We start from the raw sequence: 22,032 nt of genomic DNA, 5'->3' as shown, positions 1-22,032 counted from the left end.
GCTGATGATGACCGATAGCTTCATGAAAATTGTCTCACATCGAAATGTGTATGAGGTGCCTCAAACTCGCTATTTGTAGAATCTGGACAGTTCATCGAGAACCTGTTTTGTAATGCCGGGTTGCAATGTGTAGTCCTTTATTCGTTGCATATCTTTGCCGAGTACGTCGACGTCGCCGGAGGGGGCCGTCACAATGTTCAGATCATCCAGAAGCAAGGCATAGTCCATATAACTGTGGGCGATGCTCCAGTTTTTCTGACGTTTTCTGAACATGCCATTGCCAGAGGCGTAAGTACTGGCTGACGATGCCCCGCAACCCAGGACGTTGGCCATCAGGGTTGGGGCAATATCAAAATTCTCGGTGTGGTATTCAATTCGTGCACCGGTTTTGCCCGGCCAGTGTATCACCATGGGCACCCGCAGTTGGTACTCGCCAAAATTGCTGCCGTGGCCCCAATAATTCATCCCGTATTCGTTGAACTCTTGACCGTGGTCGCCGGTGATCATCACAACCGTGTTGTTCAGCAGTTTGTGGGATTGCAGATCATCAAGAACCCTGCCTACCTGGCCATCAACCAAATGCAGAGTTGATTTGTAGTTGTTCTTGATCAGTTCAGGATTAAAGTCCTGGTCTAGTGCAAGCTTGTTAACCGTTTCCCAGTAGGGCTGGAACTTTACGGGATAGTCGTCAGGAACGGTATGATTGTGTGTAGTGTCATAAAAAAGGAACCCGAAAAACGGCTTGTTTGTTTGGCGCTCGGTGCTTGTAAACGCTAGCCAGTCATCGGTGATTTGCATGTCTCTGTCCCAAGACTCAGCGCCCGGTGTATGCAACCTTATGTCGGGAATGGATGAGAAAACATTCTGGTCAAATGCAGGGCTTGTGAGTGTTGCCGATCCCAAAACCTTCATTTGGTAGCCAAGTTCCTGCATCCGGCGGATCGTAACGGGCGGTTCTTTGGCGGCAGTAAATGCGGCCCAATAACTGGCCGGGAGGGAATAAAAAAATGTAAAAATGCCAGGTTTGGTGGCATTTCCATTGCTGTAATGCTGCTCAAATACCAGACTGTTACGGGCGAATTCGTAAATGTTGGGCGTCCACTCGGGCGCCAGCATGTCCCACCTAGCTCCGTCTATTACGATCATTAATACATTGAAGGCCTGCGCCGGCTGTGTGCAAATCAATGGTTGAGTGGGGTAATTGAGAGACCCGTCGGGAGCAGTTTGAGCCAGCGACTTCGAGGCTTCGGTTGTCCGGGCTTGTTGTTGGTTAGTCAGGCCGTAGCGCTGCATAAGCCGTTTGGCGGTTGCTCCGTAGTACAGAGGTACATGCCGGCTAATGCCGGTTATCCGGCTATCGTAGTTCGCGTCCGCCCAAGCGTGCCAACCGTGTACGCCCAGTTGCATAAATAGCATGATGGCAAATGCGCCTGCCAACCATTTAGCTCTGGGGCGTTTTCTCCAAAGCATGGCTGCCAATAGGCTCTCGACGAAGAGTATGGCAACAAAAATGCCGAGAGAGGCGCCCCATAGTTGCCACGAGAACGAAAAAACCTCTGTACCAGCCTCTATAGCAAGCTCCAGTACAAAGCCAGAAAGATGAAAGCGGTAGAGGGAGTAGGCTACTGTATCAATGAGTAGCAGGGCGATGGCCAAGCTGCTGTAGATCACTGCAATTAGCGAGAGCAGTCGCATACGCAGCGCTAGGCTGAAAACCAGTAACGGAAGACCGGCCAACCAGGCGAGAAGCAGGAATTGCCCTGGCAGGAGCAACGCCACATAAACGGCTGTTGTGTTGTCGGGCACAGTCATCCAAGGGAGAAAGCGTAATCCGACCAAGACGCACAACAAGCCGTTGGCAAAAATGAACCACGCCGCCCAATTTAGACGTGAACCTGGGGTAGGCGAAGGTTTGTTGATTTGCATACAGACTTGTAGCCTCGAAATGCTGGGTTGGTCGCTGCTGACAACTGAGTACCGTAAAGTTCACGCGTGTATCGCGACTTTAGATGGGGCGGTTCTTCAGGATGTGCACTCCCGCCCGAATTGGTACGTCAGTACTTTAGAGCCGCTGAGATACTTCCCAGCTATACTCCCTGTCGCTCAGTTCCCAATCTATACGCTTGTAGAATCGCCGAACTCGCCGCGTTATATAGCGCTTCCTCCATGCAGGAAGTGCTGAAAGCAATCGAGGAACGGTGGGTGCTCCTAAACCGTCTACCAACAAAATTTCCTGTTGACTGTCTCGCTCGATGATAACCAGGTTGTGAGGTAGTAAGTTGCGGGTGAGGATGCCGGTTTCCTGAAGCCAATGGCAGAGCCGCTCCACAGCGGCTTTGATGGATGCGTCAAAACCGTATTGTTGTAGGTAACGCTCAAGTGTTTGAGCGGGATCCCCGTGGTCATCCAGGAGCAGTTCACTTTCATTAGCCGCGCCGAGGGATGTTGGCGTTTCGCCATAAAATCGCGGAAGATGGCTCCAGACAGTGCTTTCGTGGCCTTGTTTGATCAACGACACTATCGCACTCTGTTGATGGGCCCGCAGCTCCTGTTTGTTGTCATTGAGCCTAGACTTGCCAAGCAGTTTCTTGAGAGGCTGCTGTCTTTGATGGCGAGCTTCTATATTCTCAGGGCGAATTACCTTCAGACAGCGTCCAGGGATGTTTGGGTGCTGGTAACAATGGCGGTTGTACCTGAGGCAAAGGGCTTTTGGTCTGAGAGATCTATCACGACAGGGCTTTTTCTCTTGGGACTTTTATCATGATTGCTGGGCTGGCTTTCATCACTGACAATTCGTTTCGTTAGCAATTGGAGCCTGATGGTTATGAGACTTTCTGAGACAACCAAGCTTTGTTTAGCGTTTGGTGATTGTAACACAGAGGGTTTTCGAACCCTCGAGGGCCCGGTCTGGGCTAAGCAGGTTGCGAATGCCTTGGGACACGAGTTCACAAACTGCGGGCACACCATGAGTACCACCCGGGAGTTGTTGCAGTATGCTGCAGCGTTTCCCCCATCGGAATACGCGTTAGTGTTTATTCAGTATGGGTTGGTGGATTCTTGGCTGACGTTTCGCGGCGCACCTTACGTTCTATATTACCCCGACAACCCGCGCCGAAAACTGGCGAGAAAACTTGTTAAAAAACTAAAGAAATGGGCGCGCCATTTGCAGCTCCAAAAAAGGCTGGGGGCTGTCGAGCAAGTACCTTTAGAGGAGTACATTAAAAATGTGCGGTCGGTGCTTAAGTCTGCCCCTGATAGCCAGTTTGTGTTGGTTGCTACAGCGCCGAACCGCGACACCTCTCGGAATCCGAGGATTTTAAGATATAACGCAGCTCTTGCAAACCTTGCTAATGCCGAGAATAACGTACTCTATGCCGACGCGTGGGATGAGCTTTGGGGTAATCTTGAGGCATGCCTGATGGACGATGGTACCCATCTTACGGAGCAGGGGCATCGTATTGTGGCCGATTGTGTTAGAAAAACTCTCAGCCCTGAGGTTTTGCGTTGAGAAGATCGTAATAAAAAGCTTCAGTCCGATTCGCCATTGCCTTTAGGGTTAGTTCTTTCAACGCGTGGTCAAAGCACGATTCCTGAGCCTTTTCCAGGCTTTCCAGAACGGTAAGCTGTATTGCCAGCAGTGACTGCAATCCCCTGAGGTCTGTTGAGTCTGCCAAGCTTTCCGTAGGGAGGAGGTCAACAGCGCCGTTTACGGGCGTTGACAGAACCGGGCACCGCGCCAATAGCGCCTCGACCAACGCATAGGGGAAACCCTCGCGCTCTGAACTGATTACGCAGACAGATGCCTGTTGAAACCAAGCTGTGGGGTTGTCTTCATGGCCGGGTAGTTTTATGAAACTGTCAGCGCCAAGGCGTTGGATTTGAGCCTTTAATGTACCCGCCTCGGAGCCATCGCCCAAAATATAAAGTGGCAGTGACGGCCTGAGTGTCGTCCACGCGGATATCAGGTTGTCGAACTGCTTGACCGGCTCGAGGCGACCTACGGCCAGTGCAAAAGCTTGGGCTTTGGGTATTGGGTGAGTCGTTTTAGCCTCATGGCTCTGGGGCTTAATCCCATTGTGAATCAGTGTTGTATTAGGGTGTGATAGCGCCTGGTGGATTCCTTTGCTTACGGCAATCACACCATCAAGCTTGTAGAAATCTTTATGGCTGGATTTGGTGCCGTGGATCGTGCCCACCGTTATGTTCTCTGGCCTCCCCATCCCTGACAGCAGTGCAGCAGCTTTATTGCCTTGGGCATGGAGTACATCGGGTGACAGTTTGCGGAGCATTTGCCCCAAGCGCAGCTTAAGCAAGAGGTTTCGCCTACCCCATTGAACCGGTATAGGGTGGAAATCAACCGTGTGTGGAAAGCGGTGCTGGTAATCCGGGTGAGCAAGAACGTGAACTTTATGGCCACAACGTGCCAGCTCTTCCGAAAGGTCGGCCGTATGCTTTTCCATGCCCCCCCAGTTGCTTCCTGGAGTGGCGATGAGCTGGGCAATATTGAGGTGGCCTGATGCGCTCATGATAGCGGGGGCGCTTCGCTGAGAACCTTACGGTAAACCTCTAGCGTCGATTCCGTTTGTGCCTGCAGTCGAAACCGGGACGGAATCTCGATTGCAGGCTCCGTCCCGTTCAGCAGCCTGAGCGCAACCTGGGCGAATTCCCGAGTGTCATCCGGTGTTACTAGCCCATCTTTGAAGCAGGCTTGAAGAGTTTCTGCCGCGCCGCCACGGTTAAATGCAGCCACTGGCGTGCCGGATGACAAAGCCTCGGTTACCGTGCGGCCGAAGGGTTCCGGTTTTGTGGACATGTGGCAGACCAGGTCAGAGAACAGGTAAAGCTCGGCCATGTCATCTCGCTGCCCAAGGAAGGTTACCTTGTCGGTTAGCCCGAGTTTCGCCCGGTGCTGCTCAAGCTCCCCCATAAAGCGCTCTTTGCCCGGCTCTGCTCCGCCAACAATGATGCCGTGGCAGTTAGGCGCTTCGCGGGTGATTTCTGCCATGGCTTCAAGAAACTGCAGTTGGCCTTTCCAGCGGGAAATGCGCCCTGGCATCATCAAAATGCGCTTGTGTTCGAGGTGTGGAAACTGCGCAAGCAAAGCCTGCAGCCATGTTTCTCCTAGCTCCCGTTGCTGAAAGTAATCCACATCTACCCCGCGCTGTATGACGGTAAGCTTGTTATCCGGCACCTGAAAGTTCCGGGTAACGTAATTGCGCACGCAGTTTGAAACCGCAATCACGTGGTCAGATTTGGCCATAATAGCGCTGTAGGGGTTAACGGAGTACATGCCATGGAAGGTTGAAATAATTGCGGGCCGCTGATGCGCCGGTAGCCCCTTCCACGCCAAGCGTACAATCCAGGCTGGCATGCGCGAGCGTACGTGGATAATATCTGGCTGCAACTCGCTAATCAGATTCCGCATGGGGCGAACCTGCCCGAAAGATGCGGGTGATTTGCGATGAATGGGCATTTGAATATGCGTTGAGCCTTGTTCCTCAAGGCGATCGGCCAGGGGGCCACCGCTAGAGACGACGAACGACTCATGGCCGTGCCTTGCAAGGTCTGCCGCGAACTCCACGGTTCCTCTCTCCACACCGCCACTATAAAGGGCCGGCAGCGCCTGAAGAATTCTCAAGTGTTGATCCTCTTTTGTGCTTTATCCATGGTGCCCGGCATAAGCCCACGCTGGATTACCCATTGAGCGGCCCGGTTGGCTTCCCATAAAGGTGTCTCCTGGCCGGTTTTGCCGCCCATCACCGTAGCATGATCGCTCCAGCGAGCTACATGGCCGGTTTCAACCAATCGGTGTACGCCACTTGCAACACGGCTGCCGGGGCGCTCCTGCAACTGGAGTAACCCTGTTGGCACACCGGAAGTAGCGGCTTCGCACACCATGGACATGCTGTCTGGCGTGACCCAAATTGCCCGGGATGCGGCAACGCTATGGCTGAGCCAGTCTTGGTGAGTGTTATCGGGGTTTGCCACGGTGATTCTGGGGCCAGCAAGCTCATCAAGCCGCGCCCTGAGGGCATCCGGGGTTCGCCTTGAGCCGCTGATTGTCCAGCGCCATTGAGGATACTCACTAATCAAGTGGGTAACCTGCCCAAAAACAACGTCATCGTCCAGTCAAAATGGGGGGACGGCCCGCCAAGCAACAGCAGGGCTTCCGGCTTGTCAGTCACCCTGGCCATGGGGGTGACGGTGTTTATAACGCCTTCTGTAATCAGAGTATTCTGGTTTTGAGTCACTCCATCGTGGGCGGGGATAATTGATCCGTCGACCCAGCTACGCGGGAACCCGGGCTTCATGATAACCAGCGTTTTGGTGTTTTTGAGTCGCCGCAAAGAGAGCAGTAGCTTGTGGGTGCCCGTGCCGGCTGCGATAACCAGGTCTGGGTGGGGGAGCGTTTTATCCAGCGCAGGGGGTATCGCCAGTAATGCGCGCCACAATGGAACGTTTACATCGAGAGCATTTACCCAGAACAGGCTGGCGCCGGCTTTTACCCGTAAACGGTTACCCAGGCCTTTTAATTGATTCCGGTGCCCGGGCTTGTTGTCTGTGAGCAACCATATTACAGGTGCTGCTGGCATGTTATTTGTCGCCATAAAAGCCTGGGTCGTTTTTATCTGGCCGCGTTTTGAAGCGCCGGTGCATCCAAAGGTACTGGTCGGGTGCGCGTCGGATCTCCCTCTCAAGAATTTGGTTGATCACGGTTGCATCCTGTATGTCGTCGCCGCTTGGAAAAGGCTCTGGCGGGGGATGAAAGTAAATGTCGTAACCGGGTTTATCGTTTCGCCGGAAGTGGCTGAAAGGAATAACGCAGCAATGGCTGCGAGCGGCGATTCGGGATGTCGCATTGATTGTGCCAGCTGGAACGCCAAAAAAAGGCGCAAACACAACATCCTTGCGGCCATAGTCTTGGTCGGTGGCATACCAAACGGTACGGTTTTCCCGCAGGCTTCGGAACAACCCTCTGATGTCCTGGGCACCAAGAACGGTTTTGTATCGCCGTTCTCGCGCCCGGGTCATCACCGCATTTACTAGTGGGTTGTTGTGATCCCGCTGCATTACATCTGCCTCAATGTACTCGGTAATCAGACTGCCCCCCAGATCCAGAGTGCTGTAATGGCCGCCCAGCAACAATACGCCCTTACCCTCCGCCAAGGCGTTATCAATGTGCTCTTTGCCGTGCACTTCAGTTATGCCTGTGAGTTTGGCAGGGTTACGGAACCAGGCTATTCCTAACTCCATCAATCCTATTCCGTTGGCGATAAAGCTGTTGCGAACAAGCGCAGCCTGTTGAGCGTGTGTGAGTTCCGGAAAACACAGCCGTATGTTGACCTCGGCGATGTGTCGGCGCCTGCGTGCAAAATGCCAGGCCAGCAGCCCCGCCTGTTTTCCAAGCCACCACTGAAAGCGGATAGGCAGTTGGGCAGTGCACCACATCACAGCAATTCCAGCCCAGGTTGGCCACCAGCGGGGGTGGCGGTAGGCTGAGTAGTTTGTGTTGCGTGCTTGGCTTCGGTGTTTCTTCTTCACTTGAAACGTATCCTGAGAACTCAGTAGGTTGCTGGTTAGGCTATGTTGCCCGGCAGAGTCAGTTGGAAGCAAATGATAAGGGTTTACGCTATGATACCGCACTGGTTTGCCGGGAGTCCTGCGTGCTTCAATTTATCTATTCACAACTTATACGGCTGGCCTTGCCGTTTATTCTCCTGCGGTTGTGGTGGCAAGGTCGCCAGGCGCCTGAGCTTCGCATTAACTGGCAGCAGCGTTTGGGTTTTGTGCCCCGAACCAGCGGTACGGTGGTTTGGGTGCATGCGGTGTCGGTTGGCGAAACCATTGCGGCTGCACCCATGGTGCGGCGCCTGCTTGCCCGTAATCCTGACATTACCATTCTGATGACGGCCATGACGGACACCGGCCTGACTCAAGCCATGAAAATGTTCGGCGACCAGGTTCAGTATGCTTACGCACCTTACGATACACCTGGGTCGATACGCCGCTTTCTGAACCGGGCCAATCCCAGAATTCTCGTTATCATGGAAACGGAGATTTGGCCGAACATGATCCGCCAAAGCCGTTCCCGGCGAGTGCCCGTTTTTCTCATAAACGCACGGCTTTCCGAACGCTCTGCCCGTGGTTATGAACGCGTCAAAAGCCTGGTTGCGCCCATTATGCGCAGCATTAGCTGGGTGGCTGCCCAAGCGGAGAAAGACGCGGAACGCTTTCGTCGGATTGGGGTTGCAGCATCAAAGGTGTCTGTTACAGGCAGTGTGAAATTTGATGTAGATATTCCCGAAGCGGTGCGCAAGATATCTTTTCAGCTTAGGGCGTCGCTGTCGGATCGCCCGGTTTGGATCGCAGGCAGTACCCATGAGGGTGAGGAGGCTCAAATACTGGCAGCACATCGGCAGATTTTGGAGGCTCACCCAAGTGCTCTGTTAATCATTGTCCCTCGTCACCCTGAGCGTTTTGAGTCCGTGGCAGATACGATCATTCAGCAGGGTTTTTCCCTTGCCCGGCGGTCCCGAGGCGATGGGTTGGTCGGGGCAGAGGTTTATCTGGGCGACACCATGGGTGAGTTGATGATGCTCTATGGTGCCAGTGACGCAGCATTTGTAGGTGGCTCGCTAATTAAGAGAGGCGGCCACAACCCGTTGGAGCCTGCGGGTTGGGGTATTCCGGTAATCTCCGGGCCCAACGTGTTCAATTTTGAAACCATATACCAGCGCCTTGTGGACGATCGTGGCGTTGTTATCGTAAGTGGCGCCGATGAATTGTTTCAGCACCTTTCGACATTATTTGATGATGTCGATGAGCGCCGGGCCAGCGGGCAAAGAGCGTTGTCAGTGGTCAACAAAAACAGAGGTGCGCTGGATAGGGTGGTTGATGGGATAATTGAGCGTGTGTGAGGGCGTCAGGGGCAAGATAGGGTGAGGATGTTCGGCCTTCACCCTATCTACACTGTGATTTTCTGCGCTATGTCAGAGCAAGCTAGCGAGTAGGGTCGTCCAGAGTCTTCTGATCATTGGCCAGAGCTTCTATGCCCGGGGCTTTGGCGCTCAGCCAATTGTTCAGATCAATCAAATCCCTCGGGCTTAGCGTGCCTGCGGACTGTTTTAATAGCAGCGAATTTAGAACATAGTCGTAACGAGAGTTAGCGTAGTCGCGCAGAGCCACATAATAGGCGCGCTCTGCGTCCAGCACTTCCACGAAATTACGTGTGCCCACATCATATCCTGCGCGAGTTGCGTCCAACGCACTGCGTCGCGATACGATGGTTTGATTCAGGGCCGACGTTGTTTCAATGTTGTTATTGATGGTCAAAAACCGGCTGCGAGTGTTTACCCGCACGTCTCGTCGCACCGTGTTCAGCGATTCTTCTGCCACTACAACCTGTGAACGCTGCTGGCGCACACCCGCCTGGATACCTCCGCCTGCATACAGAGGAACGCTCAACTGTAAGCCAATTACGCCTTGAGTGGTGGTGCCTTCGCGCTGAAATATGGACGTCTCACCACCGATGTTGCCAGTTTTGGACTTGCCATAAGACGCTTGCAAATCCACCGTCGGATAATGCCCTGCTTTGGCTACTTTCAGATTTTTCTCGCTGGTTTTCAAGTCGAACATCGCCGCCTGAATGGACCAGTTTTGTTCTAGAGCCGTTTTTTCCCACAGGTCCGGGCTCATTGGATTTGGTGGGCTCAGTGGGAAGTTTTGACGTAAGTTCTCCAGATCTTCAGTGTACTCACCGGTCAGTCTTGCCAACTGTTCACGAGCAATGTTCAGGCTATTCTCTGCTGCAATTCTTTGGCTGCGACTATCATCAAAGGTGGCGCGAGCTTCATACACTGCTGTGATGGCAATTAGGCCCACATCAAAACGTTCTTGCGCCTGATCATACTGACGCTGAATCGCGATTTCAGCAGCATGAAGCGTGGTGACTGTGTCTTGCGCGCGCAGAACGTCAAAATACGCAGAAGCGACATCCAGAATCAGCTGTTGTTGCGCCAGATTATATTGGGCTCGGGCGGAATCGGTCTGGAGCTGACTTGCGTCATAACTGAACCAAGCGTCGGCACGAAACACCGGTTGAGTTAATTGCAGTCCAAACCCGACAGTAGTGTAGTCCAAAACTTGGACAGGCCCATTAATATCAGTGTAGTTGGCCTCTGCAGAAGCATTTATCTGTGGTAGAAGCTTGCTGCGACTGATATCGCTGGCAGCCTGCTGGGACTCAAATCTGGCCTGAGCTGTGGCAATGCCGGAGTCGTAGGAGAGTGCTTTCTCATAGGTCTCTACCAAGTCCAGGGAAAGGGCGGGTTGAGCCGCCAAGAGGCCAACAAGTCCGGAAAGCAATCGTTTCTTCATTATTACTCCTGAATACATGTGCACATCTGCACCCACCCGGGGCGCTTGAAAGGAATGCCGGATCGCCCCAGATGACATGGAAGCGACATCCGCGGTGGCATGGATACATCAAACCGGCCTAAACAGACCGGTCATTATGGACAATAATCGTCCTCAGCTCTACACTTGCAAACAGCACTTACTTTGAGTGCTACGCATTATAGAATCGCGTCTTGACGGGGTGCTAGCTGCCTGAGTTTTTGGTAGCCGGCTGAGATTGCAACGCAGAACCCGCGACCTGATCCGGATAATACCGGCGTAGGGATTGAGACCAGACCATCGAAGAGCGAACGCTACCTGTAGAATAAAGGCATAGCTGCTCTCCCCGTCATGCGCGACCCGAATACCAACGATAAATTCCGGGAGCAAATGATGACAAATCTGCCAACTTATCTCAGTGATTCCGCCCGCGTAGATAACGCCGCGATACAGCCGTTGCCAGGATCGCGCAAAGTATACGTACAGGGTAGCCGTTCCGACCTGCGCGTGCCTATGCGGGAAATTACAGTACAGGATACACCCACGGAATTGGGCGGCGAGAAAAACCCGCCTGTGATGGTGTACGACACATCCGGTATTTACATGGACCCAGACGCCACCATCGACTTGCGCAAAGGGCTGCCTGCCATTCGAGCCGCCTGGATAGCCGAACGCGATGATACCGTGGTGTTGCAGGGGTATACATCGGAGTTCACCCGCCGTCGCATGAAGGATCCGCAGCTTGATCCGCTCAGGTTCATGGATGAGCGTAAACCTTTGCGCGCGCAAGCAGATAAAAACGTCACCCAAATGCATTATGCGCGCCAGGGCATTGTTACGCCGGAAATGGAATTTATCGCGATACGCGAAAATATGAAGCTGCAGGAAGCCCGCGAACAGGGGCTGTTGAAAGATCAGCACCCAGGTCAGTCATTTGGGGCCAGCCTGCCGCCGGAAATCACCCCCGAGTTTGTGCGCGACGAAGTTGCGCGGGGCAGGGCAATTATCCCCGCCAACATTAACCACCCCGAATCTGAACCGATGATCATCGGCCGCAACTTCCTGGTGAAAATCAACGGTAACATCGGCAACTCTGCGGTTACGTCCTCCATTGAGGAAGAAGTGGAGAAGCTCACCTGGGGCATTCGCTGGGGCTCCGACACCATTATGGATCTCTCCACCGGGAAGAACATTCACGAAACCCGCGAATGGCTCATCCGAAACTCACCGGTGCCCATCGGCACAGTGCCTATTTATCAGGCCCTGGAAAAAGTAGGTGGAGTGGCCGAAGACCTTACCTGGGAGATCTTCCGGGATACGCTGATTGAGCAAGCAGAGCAGGGCGTAGACTACTTCACCATCCACGCTGGCGTGCGCTTGCATCACGTGCCCATGACCGCCAAACGCACCACAGGCATCGTTTCCCGCGGCGGCTCCATCATGGCGAAATGGTGCCTGGCTCACCACCAGGAAAGCTTCCTGTACGAACACTTCGAAGACATCTGCGAAATCATGAAAGCCTACGATGTCTCCTTCAGCCTTGGCGATGGCCTGCGGCCCGGTTCTATATCTGACGCCAACGATGCGGCCCAGTTCGGCGAACTGGAAACCCTGGGCGAACTCACCAAAATAGCCTGGAAACACGACGTACAGTGCATGATCGAAGGCCCTGGCCACGTACCTATGCATTTGATTAAAGAGAACATGGACAAACAGCTGGAGTGCTGTGACGAAGCCCCGTTCTATACCCTCGGTCCACTGGTCACCGATATAGCCCCGGGCTACGACCACATAACCTCCGGCATTGGCGCCGCCATGATCGGCTGGTACGGCTGCGCCATGCTCTGCTACGTAACGCCCAAAGAACACCTGGGCTTGCCCAACAAAGACGACGTAAAAACCGGCATCATCACTTACAAAATTGCTGCCCACGCAGCCGACCTGGCCAAAGGACACCCGGGCGCCCAGATACGTGACAATGCTCTCTCCAAGGCCCGGTTCGAATTCCGCTGGGAAGACCAGTTCAACCTGGGCCTGGACCCAGACACAGCCCGCGCCTTTCACGACGAAACCCTGCCCAAGGATTCCGCGAAGGTGGCGCACTTCTGCTCTATGTGTGGCCCAAAGTTCTGCTCCATGAAAATCTCCCAGGAAGTCCGCGACTACGCAAAAGAGCACGGCTTGGACGAGATCTCAGCGGTGGACGCTGGCATGCAGGAGAAGTCCAAGGAGTTTATTGACGCGGGAAGTAAGCTCTACGATAGGGTCTGAGTTTCCCCGAAGCTGGCGGCCGGCGTAATAGGAGCTCGCGCCTGCCAGCGTATAGCTCATGAGTCTGGGGCGGGGGTCGAGAGAGCTTTCCAAAACTGTGCGGAGCCATGGATGGCGGAGCCCAAGCGCCACATGGATGTGCCGCAAGGAGCGTGTTTTGGTAAGCTCTCTCGATCCCTGCCTTGCACCCAAGCAAGCACCAAGAAGGCTTGCAATACCCCACAGCCAGAGTCTATCGTTCAAAGTCGATTCCATTGCAGGGTAGACCATGACCGAGCCGTTCCAGTTCAAAGCCCGCGACGTCACCATTGAAAAACGCGAAACCGTCTTCCAAGGCTTCTTCCGCATGGACAAGCTATGGCTGACACACCCGCGCTTTGATGGCCGGAACATGCCCCTGTTTACCCGCGAACTCTTCATCCGCGGCGACGCAACCTGCGTATTGCCCTACGACCCCAACCGCGACGAAATCGTGCTGCTGGAGCAATTCCGCCTGGGCGCACTCGGCGCAACCAGTCCCCTTGGCTGCTAGAGCTCGTAGCTGGAATGAACGAAGAAGGCGAAACCAACGAAGACGTCGCCCAACGAGAAGGCCAGGAAGAAGCCGGGCTTAGTTTCAGCAAGCTCGAAAAAATCTGTGAGTACCTTGTCTCCCCTGGCGGCACCACCGAAATGATTCACCTGTACTACGGTTGTGTTAACACCGAATCCGCTGGCGGTCTCTTCGGCCTTGAACACGAACATGAAGACATTCGGGCCCACGTAGTTTCAGCGGATGAAGCCATCGCCATGATCAGCGACGGCCGCATCAACAATGCGGCGGCTATCATCGCCATCCAGTGGCTCCAGCTCAACCGATCCAGATTGCGGGCGGGGAGGTAGTCATGGGTGAGTGGGCAATGAAACCCAAGCGTTATGTGCCGGATCTACGCCAGCTTGGCGCCCTGTGTGAAGGCAATTATCAGCGCCTTTTCAGATTGCGTCAGCTCAGGGTTGATGGGCGCCCTATGTGCGAAATTGAACTGCACAGAGAAAACCAGTACCTGGGCCGGGTTCGGATTCAGGTACTGCAAACGGCCAGATATACCGAAACCCTTTTGCTTGAGCAAATCCACAATAGCGGTCGCTGGCTCAACAACCCGCAGATGACCGCACGGGTGTATCACGATGCAGCCATGGCCGAAGTCATCAGCTGCTATCGCGACACACAAATTGCCCCTGTTAACGATTACCCCAACCGTTTTATGCACCACCCCGATGAAAAAGTTCAGGTGAACGGGTTTCTTGCCGACTGGCTTGAGTACTGCCTGCGGTTTGGCCACCTGCCACTTGAGCATGCTGCGTGGACTGCTGGCGAAAGCGCCGACTAGGCGCAGTTTTACCTCTCTCGCAATCAGTCTCGCGACCTGAAAGATGGCGCAGTTGTTAAAAAATGCAATATATAGCGAAGTGCCTCGCCAGAATGTGACACCGGTTCCAGTGACGGGTGATCAATCCTTAAGCTGACAACGTACACTTGTTCTGAAACCATGGGGAATGAAGCAGTAACCTGTGACTAGGTTCCCAAGCGATGACAGAGAGCAGACCAAGAGCATCATGATTTCTAAACAAGCCACCCGGCCACTTCGGGTACTGCAGTTAACGGATCCGCACCTTATGGCTAGCGCAGAGGGTGCGCTGCTTGGTGTAAATACCCGTGCCAGCCTCGATGCCGTGATCAAAGAGGTGCTCAAATCCCATGGGCAACCGGATTTGGTCCTGGCCACCGGCGATCTCGCGCAAGATGGCTCGGAAGAGGCCTATCGCGTTTTAGGTGATCGCCTTGGAGCCTTTAGCGGCGATTGTGCATGGGTCGCAGGGAATCATGATCATGTTGAGCGCCTAACCGACGCTGCACAAACCTATGGCGCAGCTCGCCGACACATTATTCAGGGTGGCTGGCAGTTTATTCTTCTGGACTCCTCCGTGCCCGGGAAAGTATTTGGTGAGCTTGCGAAGTCAGAATTGGAGTTTTTGGCAGAAATGCTTGAGCAGCACACGGATTTGCCGGCGCTTGTCACACTGCACCACCACCCGGTTGATATTGGTGCTGACTGGATGACAGATATTGGTCTGAGGAATCGTGCAGATTTCTGGCAGGTCATTGATCGCTTCCCGCAGGTAAAAATAGTGCTGTGGGGGCATATCCATCAGACCCATGAGCAGCAGAGAAATGGCGTGCAGCTGCTAGCAACGCCTTCAACCTGTATTCAGTTTACCTCCGGCTCCCGTAAATTTTCCGTCGAAGACTTGGCCCCAGGTTATCGCTGGTTTGAGCTCCAAGCCTCCGGCAACTTCACAACGGAAGTGTGCCGGGCCCTGGATTTCGAGTTTGATATCGATCAAAACAGCTCGGGTTACTGAGTAACCGCAGTTTGTTCTCTCAGTTCTTTTGCTGCCGCTACCATAGCTTCGAGAGCAGGAATCACTTCTTCCCACCGCCGGGTTTTCAGGCCGCAGTCCGGGTTAACCCACAAACGTTCTGCCGGGATCCGCTCTGCTGCCTTCCTCATTAGGCCTGTCACTTGTTCCACTTGCGGAATGTTCGGCGAGTGGATGTCATAGACGCCCGGGCCGATATCGTTGGGATACTCAAAGCTCTTGAACGCATCAAGCAATTCCATGGCAGAGCGTGATGTTTCGATGGTAATCACATCCGCATCCATGCGAGCAATGGCCCCAATGATGTCGTTGAACTCCGAATAACACATGTGAGTGTGAATCTGAGTGCCATCCTCCACGCCGTTGGCGCTGAGACGGAAGGCCTCGATGGCCCACTCCAGATAAGTGTTCCAGTCTGACTGGCGCAGTGGCAAGCCTTCGCGCAGTGCAGCCTCATCAATCTGAATAATTCCTACACCCGCTTTTTCCAGGTCTTGCACTTCTTCACGTACGGCCAGTGCCAGCTGCAGGCAGGTGTCCTTGCGTGGTTGATCATCACGCACGAATGACCAGTTAAGGATGGTCACTGGGCCGGTGAGCATGCCTTTCAGAGGCTTGTCGGTCAGTGACTGGGCGTATTTTATCCAGTCTACGGTCATGGCCGTGGGGCGAGTAATGTCACCGAACAGAATGGGAGGCTTCACGCATCGTGAGCCGTAGGACTGCACCCAACCAAAACGGCTGAATACATAGCCTTCCAGTTGCTCGCCAAAATACTCCACCATGTCGTTGCGCTCAGCTTCGCCGTGCACCAGTACATCCAGGCCAAGCGCTTCCTGTTGCTCAACGCAGTAGGCAATTTCTTGATGAATCCGCGCAGTGTAGTCCTGTTGGTTTAGGTTTCCCTTGCGGAATTCTTTACGAACCTCGCGTATTTCCGGGGTTTGCGGGAATGAGCCAATCGTCGTTGTTGGGTAGGCTGGTAGCTGGAACCGCGCCTGCTGTAGCTTGGCCCGGGTACTGAACGGACTCTTGCGTTGGCCATGCTGCGGCGTAATGGCCGACAACGCCTTTGCAACCGCCGGGTTATGCACTCTTGATGACTGGCGGCGGTTTTCAATCGCTTTTTGGTTGGTGGCCAGCTCTTGAGCGACGGCCTCGCGCCCCTCATCAAGCGCCTTCGCCAGAGTGTTCAATTCTTGCAGTTTCTGACGGGCAAATGCCAACCAGTTGCGAATTTCGGGATCCAGCGTGGTCTCACTCTCCAAATCAACGGGTACGTGCAGTAGGGAGCAGGATGGAGCAAGCCAAAGACGCTCGCCCAGTTTGTCTTTGAGGGGCTCGATAAGGTCTAACGTGGCGTTCAGGTCGGTCTTCCAGACATTACGCCCGTTAATTACACCGAGAGAAAGCACCTTGTGGGCGGGTAGCCAATCGGCTAGCCGCGTAAATTCTCCGTGTGCGCTGACAGCATCCAGGTGAACGCCTGCTACTGGCAGCTCACAAGCAAGCTGCAGATTTTCCCGAAGTTCCCCAAAATAGGTCGTCAGCAGTAGCTTCACAGGTGCTGTTTTCAACTCGTAGTAGGCGAGGATAAAGGCGTGCTTCCAGTCGGCATCCAATTCGGTAACCAGCGCTGGCTCATCAATTTGTACCCATTCCGCGCCCGCTGTCGCCAGTTTTTCCAGTAGCTCGCTGTACACCGGCAACAGTTTTTCCAGCAGAACCAGGCAATCAGAGTCGTCTTTGGCCTTGCCTAACCACAAATAAGTCACCGGGCCTATAATGACCGGTTTGGCGGTTATGCCCTGTGCACGGGCTTCTGCTAGTTGTTCCAGAATACGGTCAGCATTCAGGCTAAAGCTCGTATCGGCACTGAATTCCGGCACTATGTAGTGGTAGTTGGTGTCGAACCACTTGGTCATTTCGCCGGCGTGCACGCTGCAACAGGCGCTGTCGCTGGGGGAGCGGCCCCGAGCCACACGAAAATACTCGTCCAGCGCAGAGCCTTCATGGGTGCTGGCCCGCCCCGGCAGATTGCCAAGTGTTGCACTCATGTCCAACACTTGGTCGTACAGTGAAAACTCACCTACAGGTGCCAGGGAAAGGTTGGCCTGCTCTTGCCAGTTCTGCGACCGCAGCTCAGCGGCTGTTTTCTGCAGCGCTTGTTCACTGGACTTGCCATTCCAAAGGGCTTCCAGGGCAAATTTAAGTTCCCGGCGGGCGCCAATGCGCGGGTAGCCTAGGTTGTGTGTTGTGGTCATCCGAAACTCCTGGTTCTGTACTTAGTGAGTCGTTGATAGGAGTGACCAGATTAGCGTTCGGGGTTAATGAAAAATAATGGTATTATTTCAGGGTTCCATTAATTCCACTCATGGGTTGTCGAATGATCGAGCGTAACCACCTGGAAGTGCTTCGGGCTGTTGAATCAGAAGGCTCGCTAACGGCCGCCGCCAGCCGCCTTCACCTGACCCAGTCCGCACTCAGCCATTCCGTTCGCAAGCTGGAACAGCAGCTTGGAACCCCGTTATGGTTTCGGGAAGGGCGGCAGCTTCGGCTGACTCAAGCAGGCAGCCACCTGCTGGCGCTGGCCAACCGCCTGTTGCCGCAATTCGAGCATGCAGAGATGCAAATCGGCCAGTTCGCCAACGGCCAAGCCGGCACGCTGCGAATCGGAATGGAGTGCCATCCTGTTATCAATGGCTGCTGAAGGTGGTAGGGCCCTATCTCGAGCAGTGGCCGTCGGTGGATGTGGATGTAAAACAGAAATTCCAGTTCGGCGGCATTGGAGCGCTGTTTGGCCATGACATCGACATGCTGGTCACCCCCGACCCACTGCACAGGCCCGGTTTGGTCTTTGAGCCGGTATTTGATTACGAACAGGTGCTGGTGGTTGCGGCCAACCATCGCCTAGCGGGAAAGCCCTGGGCGGAGGCGGCGGATCTGGAACCAGAAACCCTGATCACCTATCCCGTCGCGATAGAACGCCTAGATGTGTTCAACTACTTGCTAGTGCCCGCAAACATGCGCCCAGCCCGCCATAAAACCATCGAAACCACAGATATTATGCTGCAAATGGTCGCCGCCGGCCGGGGAGTAGCGGCGTTACCACGCTGGCTGGTAACGGAATACAGCGAACGGCTAGCCATTGTTCCGGTAAAACTGGGGAAAGAAGGTATCTCCAAACAGATTTTTCTGGGTTGCCGCGAGCGTGATGTAGGTGTGCAGTACATGGATTCGTTCATGAAGCTGGCAAGAGAGGTTCGCTGGCGCTAACGTTTCGGTTACACTGCCCGAAAAATCCGGTAGGAATTACCCTTATGAGCGATACCCCTTCTGATCTCAAATACATCGACACCCACCAGTGGGTACGAGTGCACGCTGATGGCACTGCAACCGTCGGCATAACAGACTTCGCCCAGGACCAGTTGGGGGATGTGGTTTATATTGGCGTCCCCGAGGTTGGCGAAACGGTTACTGGCGGCGAAGAAGCCGGTGTTGCCGAATCCGTGAAATCCGCATCCGATGTGTTCAGCCCGGTAACGGGTGAAGTCATCGAGATCAACGAGATTCTTGAAGATGAACCTGAGAAGGTCAACGAAGACCCCTACGGCGACGGCTGGATGTTCAAAGTGAAGCTTGCCGATCAAGGTGAACTCGATGGGCTGATGGATGCAGATGCTTACGCTGAGCATGTAGCCGCTGCTGAGTAATCACTGCCTCTGGTTTGAGAGTTGTCATAGGCAGTTCCCACGCTAGAGCGGTCGGGGCGCGCCTCCCAAAACTGTGCGTAGCCATGGATGGCGGAGCCAAGCGTACATGGATGTATTCACAGCGTGTTTTGGGAGGCGCGCCCCGGCTGCGTTCCCAGCTCAGGTGTGGTCTTCTTCAGTTAATGTATAATCCCTGCCCTGAATTTACTCCCCTAGGTGGTTGCCATGAATTTCCCGGTTTTATATTTACGCAAAGGCGCGGAGCGCAGGCTACGGGCTGGCCATCTGTGGGTTTACAGTAACGAAGTTGATATCCAGCGGTCACCGCTAACACAGTTTGAAGCCGGTACTCAGGCAGAGCTTCGCGCATCGAACGACAAACCGCTTGGCGTCGTTTTCGTGAACCCTCACGCCCTTATTTGCGGCCGCCTGATCAGCCGTGATGCTGCCCAAGGCATGACCCCGAATCGGCTGACCCAGCGCATGGAGACGGCTCTGGTATTGCGAGAACGGCTATTCGACAAACCCTTCTACCGCTGGGTGTTCGGCGACAGCGACGGCCTTTCCGGCCTGGTCGTCGATCGGTTTGGCGATACCGTGGTGGTGCAAATCTCCACCGCCGGTATGGAACAGATGAAAGAATCGATTATTCGCGCGATTCAGCGGTTGGCGCATCCGAAGGCCATTATTCTCAAGAACGATGGAAAAATGCGTTCAGTAGAAGGGCTGGATACCTACATTGAGCAGGCCCACGGCCCAGAGGCGACTCTGCTTGAAGTGGAAGAAAACGGTGTTCGCTTTGAAGTGCCCCTTGAGGGCGGACAGAAAACCGGTTGGTTTTACGATCACCGCATGAATCGCCAGCGCTTGCAGGCCTACGCGCCAGGTAAGCGGGTGCTGGATGTGTTCAGCTACGTTGGGGGCTGGGGCATTCAGGCAGCCTGTGCCGGTGCGACTCAGGTTACCTGTGTCGACAGCTCTTCTGCCGCTATCGATTCCGTACACCATAACGCAAAGCTCAATGGCCTGGATAATGTCGAGACCCTTGAGGGTGATGCATTCGAAGCGCTAAAGGCGCTGGCGGACGAGAAGGAGAAGTTTGATATCGTTGTGCTGGACCCACCGGCCTTTATTCCCCGCCGCCGTGATCAGAAAGCCGGTGAGCAAGCATATGCGCGGTTGAATCAGCTAGGTTTGCGGTTGCTGGAGCGGGATGGGCTGTTGGTGTCGGCTTCGTGCTCCATGCATCTTTCCCAGGAGAAGCTGGTTGATATCATCCGTGGCAGTGGCCGAAAAATTGACCGCTTCGTGCAGCTGTTAGAGCAGGGGCATCAGGCGCCGGACCACCCGATTATTCCGGGAATTCCCGAGACCGACTACATCAAATCCTGCTTTGTGCGATCTCTCACCGGGTTTATGTAACGCTAAGGCTGAGCCCGCGCCCAAAAAGAGTGCGGGCTCAGTGATTTTTTGGCGGGTATCAATCGCGAAGCGTCATAACGCCCCAGCCTTATTTTTGGCGAATTCTTCCAGCTTAGGATCCGGGTCAACCGCTACCGGGTTATCCACTATTTCCAGCAGTGGCACGTCATTGTGTGAATCGCTGTAGAACCAGGCGCCGTCCAGGCTTTCACCGGTAGTTGCCAGCCAGTCATTCAGCCGGGCCACTTTTCCCTCCTGAAAGCTGGGGGTGCCAGCAATTCCGCCGGTATAGCGGCCGTTGACCATCTCGGGCTCAGTGGCGATCAGGTGCTCAATACCCAGAACATCGGCAATGAGCTCGGTGACAAATCGGTTGGTAGCCGTGATAATCATCAGGGTATGGCCGCGCTCCCGGTGGCTGTCCAAAAGCTCGCTGGCCTTTGCCTGTAGCATCGGGCGTACTTTTTTATCCATGAACTTGGCTCGCCATTCCAGCAGTTCGTCCATGCTATGGATCGCGAGAGGCTGAAGTGCAAATCCAAGGTAGCTCAGTATATCCAGCTCGCCATTCAAGTACTCCTGATAGAAGCGATCATTGGCTTTGCGATAGGCCTCAGCATCAACAATACCTTCCTCTACCAAAAACTCACCCCAGGCATGATCGCTGTCACCAGCTAGCAGGGTGTTGTCCAGATCAAAAATTGCGAGCGTCAAGAGATTACCTCCAGAGGAACAGGGCTTGCGAAAACCGGTATCTTACCACGGGTGCCGGAGTGCAGCTGCGTTTGCCGAAGCCTTGGGATTCTGTAAGAATGAGCGCAACTTGGAAAAATCCGACCGGCAAATAACTGACCGGTCTGCCGACTTTATTAAGAGGACTGTGCCGTGATCGATTTAGACGGTTTCAGACCCAACGTCGGAATCATTCTGGCCAACCACCAGGGGGAAGTTCTCTGGGCAAGGCGAATAGGGCAGGACTCCTGGCAGTTTCCCCAAGGCGGTATTAATCATGAAGAGTCGCCGGAAGAAGCACTGTACCGGGAGCTTGGAGAGGAAATTGGCTTAGGCGCCAATGATGTTGAAATCATCAGTTGTACCCGGGGTTGGTTAAGGTACCGCCTGCCCCGAAGAATGGTACGGCACAACTCGCACCCCGTCTGCGTGGGCCAAAAACAGAAATGGTTCCTGCTGAGGATGTTATCACCGGATGCGCAAGTACGCGTTGACGGTACGGATTCACCGGAGTTCGACGGGTGGCAGTGGGTAAGCTACTGGTATCCGTTGGGACAGGTGGTTTCCTTCAAGCGTGAAGTATATCGACGTGCGCTGAGAGAGCTTGCGCCAAGACTGTTCTACAACATGGAGCAGTGGCACAGAAGTGAGCATGACCGGCGTTTAAAGGAACAGGCGAAATGACGGACTGACACACCCATGCTGAGCATTCTGCGAAGTCTTGTACAAGAAGTAAACAGTGCCCGGGATCTCCAGGAGGCGCTGGGCATTATTGTATCGCGCGTGCAAAAAGCCATGGGAACCGAAGTGTGTTCCGTTTATCTGCTGGACCCGGCCTCCAACCGCTATATTCTAATGGCGACTGAGGGTCTGTACTTGCAGGCAGTTGGCCAAGTAAGCCTCGCCCATTCCGAAGGGCTGGTGGGGCTTGTGGGCTCCCGTGAAGAGCCTATTAACCTGGAAGATGCACCGTCCCACCCCCGCTATCGCTACTTTCCTGAAACGGGCGAAGAGCGTTTCCGTTCTTTTCTTGGGGTTCCCATTATTCACCATCGCCGGGTACTCGGCGTTCTTGTGG

The 22,032-nt window shown here is 54.3% G+C and carries 16 protein-coding genes, 4 pseudogenes and 1 riboswitch; of the genes and pseudogenes, 11 read left to right on the top strand and 9 right to left on the bottom strand.

The genetic code is table 11. The features are described from left to right. Positions 1 to 69: 69 nt before the first annotated feature. Positions 70 to 1,926, bottom strand: a complete 1,857-nt coding sequence (locus BCA33_RS05325; RefSeq protein ID WP_083394639.1) for a DUF3413 domain-containing protein — start codon at positions 1,924 to 1,926, stop codon at positions 70 to 72. A 136-nt stretch (positions 1,927 to 2,062) separates the two neighbouring features. Further along, on the bottom strand, positions 2,063 to 2,638 hold the full coding sequence (locus tag BCA33_RS19675; protein WP_254774206.1) for a YrbL family protein: 576 nt from the start codon (positions 2,636 to 2,638) through the stop codon (positions 2,063 to 2,065). A 180-nt stretch (positions 2,639 to 2,818) separates the two neighbouring features. Here BCA33_RS19675 and BCA33_RS05315 point away from each other — a divergent pair, with 180 nt between their 5' ends. Continuing rightward, complete coding sequence (locus BCA33_RS05315; protein ID WP_368087219.1) at positions 2,819 to 3,508, top strand: SGNH/GDSL hydrolase family protein; 690 nt, start codon at positions 2,819 to 2,821, stop codon at positions 3,506 to 3,508. Here the strand turns inward: BCA33_RS05315 and BCA33_RS05310 are convergent. From BCA33_RS05310 to lpxL, 4 genes and pseudogenes are all read right to left on the bottom strand, one after another. After that, positions 3,486 to 4,526: a glycosyltransferase gene (locus BCA33_RS05310; RefSeq protein ID WP_071263986.1), complete on the bottom strand. Its 1,041-nt coding sequence runs from the start codon at positions 4,524 to 4,526 to the stop codon at positions 3,486 to 3,488. The genes BCA33_RS05315 and BCA33_RS05310 overlap by 23 nt on opposite strands. Then, complete coding sequence (locus tag BCA33_RS05305; RefSeq protein WP_071263984.1) at positions 4,523 to 5,638, bottom strand: glycosyltransferase family 4 protein; 1,116 nt, start codon at positions 5,636 to 5,638, stop codon at positions 4,523 to 4,525. Before BCA33_RS05305 ends, BCA33_RS05310 begins: the two co-directional genes overlap by 4 nt. Next, positions 5,635 to 6,593: pseudogene (locus BCA33_RS05300) on the bottom strand (mitochondrial fission ELM1 family protein). The gene BCA33_RS05305 and the pseudogene BCA33_RS05300 overlap by 4 nt, the downstream one beginning before the upstream one ends. Position 6,594: 1 nt before the next feature. Continuing rightward, positions 6,595 to 7,542 carry an LpxL/LpxP family Kdo(2)-lipid IV(A) lauroyl/palmitoleoyl acyltransferase gene (lpxL, locus tag BCA33_RS05295; RefSeq protein ID WP_083394638.1) on the bottom strand — a complete coding sequence of 316 codons (948 nt, stop codon included), beginning with the start codon at positions 7,540 to 7,542 and terminating at the stop codon, positions 6,595 to 6,597. A gap of 122 nt (positions 7,543 to 7,664) precedes the next feature. On the opposite strand from lpxL, the gene waaA reads away from it, so the two are divergent. Then, on the top strand, positions 7,665 to 8,918 hold the full coding sequence (gene waaA / locus BCA33_RS05290) for a lipid IV(A) 3-deoxy-D-manno-octulosonic acid transferase (RefSeq protein ID WP_071263993.1): 1,254 nt from the start codon (positions 7,665 to 7,667) through the stop codon (positions 8,916 to 8,918). 82 nt (positions 8,919 to 9,000) lie between these two features. Here the strand turns inward: waaA and BCA33_RS05285 are convergent, their stop codons facing one another. Then, complete coding sequence (locus tag BCA33_RS05285; RefSeq protein WP_071263982.1) at positions 9,001 to 10,377, bottom strand: TolC family outer membrane protein; 1,377 nt, start codon at positions 10,375 to 10,377, stop codon at positions 9,001 to 9,003. Between the two features lie 206 nt (positions 10,378 to 10,583). Beyond that, positions 10,584 to 10,698: riboswitch (TPP riboswitch) on the top strand. 90 nt (positions 10,699 to 10,788) lie between these two features. Between BCA33_RS05285 and thiC the strand changes: the two genes are divergently transcribed. The 4 genes and pseudogenes from thiC to cpdA all read left to right on the top strand — a co-directional run bounded on the left by thiC (position 10,789) and on the right by cpdA (position 15,069). Then, positions 10,789 to 12,666: a phosphomethylpyrimidine synthase ThiC gene (gene thiC, locus BCA33_RS05280; protein WP_071263990.1), complete on the top strand. Its 1,878-nt coding sequence runs from the start codon at positions 10,789 to 10,791 to the stop codon at positions 12,664 to 12,666. A gap of 268 nt (positions 12,667 to 12,934) precedes the next feature. Next, positions 12,935 to 13,548: pseudogene (locus BCA33_RS05275) on the top strand (NUDIX domain-containing protein). Positions 13,549 to 13,550: 2 nt separating this feature from the next. Beyond that, complete coding sequence (locus BCA33_RS05270) at positions 13,551 to 14,036, top strand: DUF1249 domain-containing protein (RefSeq protein WP_071263980.1); 486 nt, start codon at positions 13,551 to 13,553, stop codon at positions 14,034 to 14,036. A 226-nt stretch (positions 14,037 to 14,262) separates the two neighbouring features. Next, a complete protein-coding gene (gene cpdA / locus BCA33_RS05265) occupies positions 14,263 to 15,069 on the top strand; it encodes a 3',5'-cyclic-AMP phosphodiesterase (protein ID WP_071263978.1) in 807 nt (268 codons plus the stop codon). Here cpdA and metE read toward each other — a convergent pair. Next, positions 15,063 to 17,351, bottom strand: coding sequence for a 5-methyltetrahydropteroyltriglutamate--homocysteine S-methyltransferase (metE, locus tag BCA33_RS05260; RefSeq protein WP_071263977.1), 2,289 nt, complete (start codon positions 17,349 to 17,351; stop codon positions 15,063 to 15,065). The genes cpdA and metE overlap by 7 nt on opposite strands. Positions 17,352 to 17,473: 122 nt before the next feature. Between metE and BCA33_RS05255 the strand changes: the two are divergent. From BCA33_RS05255 to BCA33_RS05245, 3 genes and pseudogenes are all read left to right on the top strand, one after another. After that, a pseudogene (locus BCA33_RS05255) lies at positions 17,474 to 18,363 on the top strand (LysR family transcriptional regulator). A gap of 44 nt (positions 18,364 to 18,407) precedes the next feature. Beyond that, a complete protein-coding gene (gene gcvH / locus BCA33_RS05250; protein ID WP_071263976.1) occupies positions 18,408 to 18,800 on the top strand; it encodes a glycine cleavage system protein GcvH in 393 nt (130 codons plus the stop codon). A 225-nt stretch (positions 18,801 to 19,025) separates the two neighbouring features. Next, positions 19,026 to 20,222, top strand: a complete 1,197-nt coding sequence (locus tag BCA33_RS05245; protein ID WP_071263974.1) for a class I SAM-dependent rRNA methyltransferase — start codon at positions 19,026 to 19,028, stop codon at positions 20,220 to 20,222. Positions 20,223 to 20,280: 58 nt separating this feature from the next. On the opposite strand, the pseudogene BCA33_RS05240 reads toward BCA33_RS05245, so the two are convergent. Next, positions 20,281 to 20,936, bottom strand: a pseudogene (locus BCA33_RS05240) (HAD family hydrolase). A gap of 171 nt (positions 20,937 to 21,107) precedes the next feature. On the opposite strand from BCA33_RS05240, the gene BCA33_RS05235 reads away from it, so the two are divergent. Further along, positions 21,108 to 21,638 (top strand): RNA pyrophosphohydrolase, encoded by a 531-nt coding sequence (locus BCA33_RS05235; protein ID WP_071263972.1) that lies wholly within the window; start codon positions 21,108 to 21,110, stop codon positions 21,636 to 21,638. A gap of 15 nt (positions 21,639 to 21,653) precedes the next feature. Further along, positions 21,654 to 22,032, top strand: a 379-nt coding sequence (locus tag BCA33_RS05230; RefSeq protein ID WP_139172906.1) for a GAF domain-containing protein, incomplete at its 3' end; no start/stop codon positions are given.

The sequence above is a fragment of the Marinobacter sp. AC-23 genome (assembly GCF_001858325.1).
Lineage (GTDB): Bacteria > Pseudomonadota > Gammaproteobacteria > Pseudomonadales > Oleiphilaceae > Marinobacter.
This window is presented reverse-complemented; position numbering and strand designations above follow the sequence as displayed.